Source organism: Roseateles koreensis, assembly GCF_028595305.1.
Taxonomy (GTDB): domain Bacteria; phylum Pseudomonadota; class Gammaproteobacteria; order Burkholderiales; family Burkholderiaceae_C; genus Paucibacter_A; species Paucibacter_A koreensis.
The window spans coordinates 1-5,620 of the sequence record NZ_JAQQXS010000026.1; the positions used below are offsets into that span (position 1 = coordinate 1).

Genomic DNA, 5,620 nt, shown 5'->3' on the forward strand with positions numbered 1-5,620 from the left:
GTCTGCTTGCAACGAATTGATTGAACTCTAGGGTTTGGTTGATTTGAGTTCTTTAATAATTCACAGCCGATAAGCGTGGGCGTTTGAAGAAGAGTGCTGATGTTTGGTGACAAGCATCAAGTCTCTTGGACTTTAAACGCTCACGGAAATTTAGATTGAGAACTATGCAAATGGTTTTTAGTCGATTCCGTTGAGTAAAACAAGATCGAACTGTAGAGTTTGATCCTGGCTCAGATTGAACGCTGGCGGCATGCCTTACACATGCAAGTCGAACGGTAACAGGTTAAGCTGACGAGTGGCGAACGGGTGAGTAATATATCGGAACGTGCCCAGTTGTGGGGGATAACTACTCGAAAGAGTGGCTAATACCGCATGAGACCTGAGGGTGAAAGCGGGGGATCGCAAGACCTCGCGCAATTGGAGCGGCCGATATCAGATTAGCTAGTTGGCGGGGTAAAAGCCCACCAAGGCGACGATCTGTAGCTGGTCTGAGAGGACGACCAGCCACACTGGGACTGAGACACGGCCCAGACTCCTACGGGAGGCAGCAGTGGGGAATTTTGGACAATGGACGCAAGTCTGATCCAGCCATGCCGCGTGCGGGAAGAAGGCCTTCGGGTTGTAAACCGCTTTTGTCAGGGAAGAAACGAGTTTCTCTAATACAGAGACTTAATGACGGTACCTGAAGAATAAGCACCGGCTAACTACGTGCCAGCAGCCGCGGTAATACGTAGGGTGCAAGCGTTAATCGGAATTACTGGGCGTAAAGCGTGCGCAGGCGGTTATGCAAGACAGAGGTGAAATCCCCGGGCTCAACCTGGGAACTGCCTTTGTGACTGCATAGCTAGAGTACGGTAGAGGGGGATGGAATTCCGCGTGTAGCAGTGAAATGCGTAGATATGCGGAGGAACACCGATGGCGAAGGCAATCCCCTGGACCTGTACTGACGCTCATGCACGAAAGCGTGGGGAGCAAACAGGATTAGATACCCTGGTAGTCCACGCCCTAAACGATGTCAACTGGTTGTTGGGAGGGTTTCTTCTCAGTAACGAAGCTAACGCGTGAAGTTGACCGCCTGGGGAGTACGGCCGCAAGGTTGAAACTCAAAGGAATTGACGGGGACCCGCACAAGCGGTGGATGATGTGGTTTAATTCGATGCAACGCGAAAAACCTTACCTACCCTTGACATGTCAGAGACCTTGAAGAGATTTGAGGGTGCTCGAAAGAGAATCTGAACACAGGTGCTGCATGGCCGTCGTCAGCTCGTGTCGTGAGATGTTGGGTTAAGTCCCGCAACGAGCGCAACCCTTGTCATTAGTTGCTACGAAAGGGCACTCTAATGAGACTGCCGGTGACAAACCGGAGGAAGGTGGGGATGACGTCAGGTCATCATGGCCCTTATGGGTAGGGCTACACACGTCATACAATGGCCGGTACAGAGGGCTGCCAACCCGCGAGGGGGAGCTAATCCCAGAAAACCGGTCGTAGTCCGGATCGTAGTCTGCAACTCGACTGCGTGAAGTCGGAATCGCTAGTAATCGCGGATCAGCTTGCCGCGGTGAATACGTTCCCGGGTCTTGTACACACCGCCCGTCACACCATGGGAGCGGGTTCTGCCAGAAGTGGGTAGCCTAACCGCAAGGAGGGCGCTTACCACGGCAGGGTTCGTGACTGGGGTGAAGTCGTAACAAGGTAGCCGTATCGGAAGGTGCGGCTGGATCACCTCCTTTCTGGAAAAGTGGTCGAGCAGCTGTTTACTGCAAGCAGTAAGTAGCCAGCGAGATCCAAATGCACTCTAATTTGAGCGCCCACACTTATCGGCTGTCATACAACAGAAGAGTGAAATTGCGTGAGCCTGCCGAGCTGGCCTCAACAGGTGAGCGAAGAGATGCAGGACACGGTGAAAAACACGTGGGTCTGTAGCTCAGTTGGTTAGAGCACCGTCTTGATAAGGCGGGGGTCGCTGGTTCGAATCCAGCCAGACCCACCACGGAAGTCAATTCCCGGGGGATTAGCTCAGCTGGGAGAGCACCTGCTTTGCAAGCAGGGGGTCGTCGGTTCGATCCCGTCATCCTCCACCATTTCACTCAAGCGTTGGCAAACCAAAGCGTTACTCTGGAGAAGAGGGCGTTGTGGTTTGCCAGCCTTTATTGGCTGTTGTTCTTTAACAATTTGTAGAGTCGAATCAGCGTTGTCGACGGAAGTTCAAGTTCTTTGTAAAGGGGCTTGAGCACCGTGCCGTCGGCGACATTTTGATTGCGTCAAACACAAGACTTCAACTAAGCAAGAAATTGATTAGGGTATGAAGAACGGCGTAACGCGTAAATACTCAATAACGTATGGACTCATGAATGGGGTCTGTGCGAGTTCTTGACCGACAGTGCAGTCAGCGCTGTCAAAGTTATAGGGTCAAGTGACTAAGTGCATATGGTGGATGCCTAGGCGATTACAGGCGACGAAAGACGTGATAGCCTGCGATAAGCTTCGGGGAGCTGGCAAATTAGCTTTGATCCGGAGATTTCTGAATGGGGAAACCCACCCCGCGAGGGGTAACTCTGACTGAATACATAGGTCATTGTGGCGAACCGGGTGAACTGAAACATCTCAGTAGCTCGAGGAAAAGACATCAACCGAGATTCCGAAAGTAGTGGCGAGCGAAATTGGAGTAGCCTTGTCGTTTTAGCATTTTGTATATCAGAACGGAATGGAAAGTCCGGCCATAGCGGGTGATAGCCCCGTATGAGAAATGCGAAGTGTGGAACTAAGCGGCAGACAAGTAGGGCGGGACACGTGTAATCCTGTCTGAATATGGGGGGACCATCCTCCAAGGCTAAATACTCGTAATCGACCGATAGTGAACTAGTACCGTGAGGGAAAGGCGAAAAGAACCCCGGGAGGGGAGTGAAATAGATCCTGAAACCGTATGCATACAAAAAGTAGGAGCCGCAAGGTGACTGCGTACCTTTTGTATAATGGGTCAGCGACTTACATTCAGTGGCGAGGTTAACCGAATAGGGAAGCCGTAGAGAAATCGAGTCCGAATAGGGCGAATTAGTCGCTGGGTGTAGACCCGAAACCAAGTGATCTATCCATGGCCAGGATGAAGGTACCGTAACAGGTGCTGGAGGTCCGAACCGACTAATGTTGCAAAATTAGCGGATGAGCTGTGGATAGGGGTGAAAGGCTAAACAAACTTGGAAATAGCTGGTTCTCTCCGAAAACTATTTAGGTAGTGCCTCAAGTATTACCATCGGGGGTAGAGCACTGTTATGGCTAGGGGGTCATGGCGACTTACCAAACCATTGCAAACTCCGAATACCGATGAGTACAGCTTGGGAGACAGAGCACCGGGTGCTAACGTCCGGACTCAAGAGGGAAACAACCCAGACCGCCAGCTAAGGTCCCCAAAATTGGCTAAGTGGGAAACGAAGTGGGAAGGCTAAAACAGTCAGGATGTTGGCTTAGAAGCAGCCATCATTTAAAGAAAGCGTAATAGCTCACTGATCGAGTCGTCCTGCGCGGAAGATGTAACGGGGCTAAGCCAGTTACCGAAGCTGCGGATGTGCAATTTATTGCACGTGGTAGGAGAGCGTTCTGTAAGCCTGTGAAGGTGGGTTGTGAAGCCTGCTGGAGGTATCAGAAGTGCGAATGCTGACATGAGTAGCGTTAAAGGGGGTGAAAAGCCCCCTCGCCGAAAGCGCAAGGTTTCCTACGCAACGTTCATCGGCGTAGGGTGAGTCGGCCCCTAAGGCGAGGCAGAGATGCGTAGCTGATGGGAAACAGGTCAATATTCCTGTACCGATCAATAGTGCGATGTGGGGACGGAGAAGGTTAGCTCAGCCAACTGTTGGATATGTTGGTTCAAGCGTGTAGTCATGCCCCTTAGGCAAATCCGGGGGGCTAAGATGAGGCGTGATAACGAGGCTGCTTGCAGCCGAAGTGAGTGATACCCTGCTTCCAAGAAAAGCCACTAAGCTTCAGCTATTGACGACCGTACCGCAAACCGACACTGGTGCGCGAGATGAGTATTCTAAGGCGCTTGAGAGAACTCTGGAGAAGGAACTCGGCAAATTGACACCGTAACTTCGGAAGAAGGTGTGCCTTTAGTAGGTGTAGGGATTTACTCCTGAAGCTGAATGAGGCCGCAGAGAATCGGTGGCTGCAACTGTTTATTAAAAACACAGCACTCTGCAAAGACGAAAGTCGACGTATAGGGTGTGACTCCTGCCCGGTGCTGGAAGATTAAATGATGGGGTGCAAGCTCTTGACTGAAGTCCCAGTAAACGGCGGCCGTAACTATAACGGTCCTAAGGTAGCGAAATTCCTTGTCGGGTAAGTTCCGACCTGCACGAATGGAGTAATGATGGCCACACTGTCTCCTCCAGAGACTCAGCGAAGTTGAAATGTTTGTGATGATGCAATCTCCCCGCGGAAAGACGGAAAGACCCCATGAACCTTTACTGTAGCTTTACATTGGACTTTGAACAGATCTGTGTAGGATAGGTGGGAGGCTTTGAAGTGAGGACGCTAGTTCTCATGGAGCCAACGTTGAAATACCACCCTGGTGTGTTTGAGGTTCTAACCTTGTCCCGTTATCCGGGATGGGGACAGTGTATGGTGGGCAGTTTGACTGGGGCGGTCTCCTCCCAAAGTGTAACGGAGGAGTTCGAAGGTACGCTAAATACGGTCGGAAATCGTGTTGATAGTGCATTGGCATAAGCGTGCTTGACTGCGAGACTGACAAGTCGAGCAGGTACGAAAGTAGGACAAAGTGATCCGGTGGTTCTGTATGGAAGGGCCATCGCTCAACGGATAAAAGGTACTCTGGGGATAACAGGCTGATACCGCCCAAGAGTTCATATCGACGGCGGTGTTTGGCACCTCGATGTCGGCTCATCTCATCCTGGGGCTGTAGCCGGTCCCAAGGGTATGGCTGTTCGCCATTTAAAGAGGTACGTGAGCTGGGTTTAAAACGTCGTGAGACAGTTTGGTCCCTATCTTCCGTGGGCGCTGCAAGATTGAGAGAGCCTGCTCCTAGTACGAGAGGACCGGAGTGGACGCACCTCTGGTGTATCGGTTGTCACGCCAGTGGCATCGCCGAGTAGCTAAGTGCGGAAGAGATAACCGCTGAAAGCATCTAAGCGGGAAACTCGTCTCAAGATGAGTCTTGCCGGGGCCTAGAGCCCCCTGAAGGGTCGTTCGAGACCAGGACGTTGATAGGCGGGGTGTGGAAGCGCAGTAATGCGTTAAGCTAACCCGTACTAATTGCCCGTGAGGCTTGACCCTATAACTTTGACAGTTCGTGAGAGATGAAAATCAATCACTGAACCGAGCAAGGATTATTGAGGACAACACAAGTTATGCTGTTCTTCAGAGAAGTCTGAGTTGAACGCAATCAAAATACCAGCTGATTCGAAGCGCAGTACCTCAAAATAAGGTATACTGCGCAGCTCTACAAATTGGGTAAGTTGTTCACAGAACAGCTTGCCAACCAGTTAAGCCTGATGACCATAGCGAGGCGGTACCACTCCTTCCCATCCCGAACAGGACAGTGAAATGCCTCAGCGCCGATGATAGTGCGGATTCCCGTGTGAAAGTAGGTCATCGTCAGGCTAATAT

General features: G+C 51.4%; 2 tRNA genes and 3 rRNA genes. All 5 read left to right on the forward strand.

Features of this window, described 5'->3' with window-relative positions:
• Positions 1-207: 207 nt before the first annotated feature.
• The 5 genes from PRZ01_RS18985 to rrf all read left to right on the forward strand — a co-directional run bounded on the left by PRZ01_RS18985 (position 208) and on the right by rrf (position 5,614).
• Positions 208-1,731: ribosomal RNA gene (locus tag PRZ01_RS18985) — 16S ribosomal RNA — on the forward strand.
• A 183-nt stretch (positions 1,732-1,914) separates the two neighbouring features.
• Positions 1,915-1,991 (forward strand) — tRNA-Ile (locus PRZ01_RS18990).
• A 15-nt stretch (positions 1,992-2,006) separates the two neighbouring features.
• Positions 2,007-2,082: transfer RNA gene (locus PRZ01_RS18995), tRNA-Ala, on the forward strand.
• A gap of 326 nt (positions 2,083-2,408) precedes the next feature.
• Positions 2,409-5,287: ribosomal RNA gene (locus PRZ01_RS19000) — 23S ribosomal RNA — on the forward strand.
• 214 nt (positions 5,288-5,501) lie between these two features.
• A 5S ribosomal RNA gene (gene rrf / locus PRZ01_RS19005) occupies positions 5,502-5,614 on the forward strand.
• Together the 16S, 23S and 5S rRNA genes with 2 tRNA genes alongside form the textbook arrangement of a ribosomal RNA operon.
• The last annotated feature ends 6 nt before the right edge of the window (positions 5,615-5,620 follow it).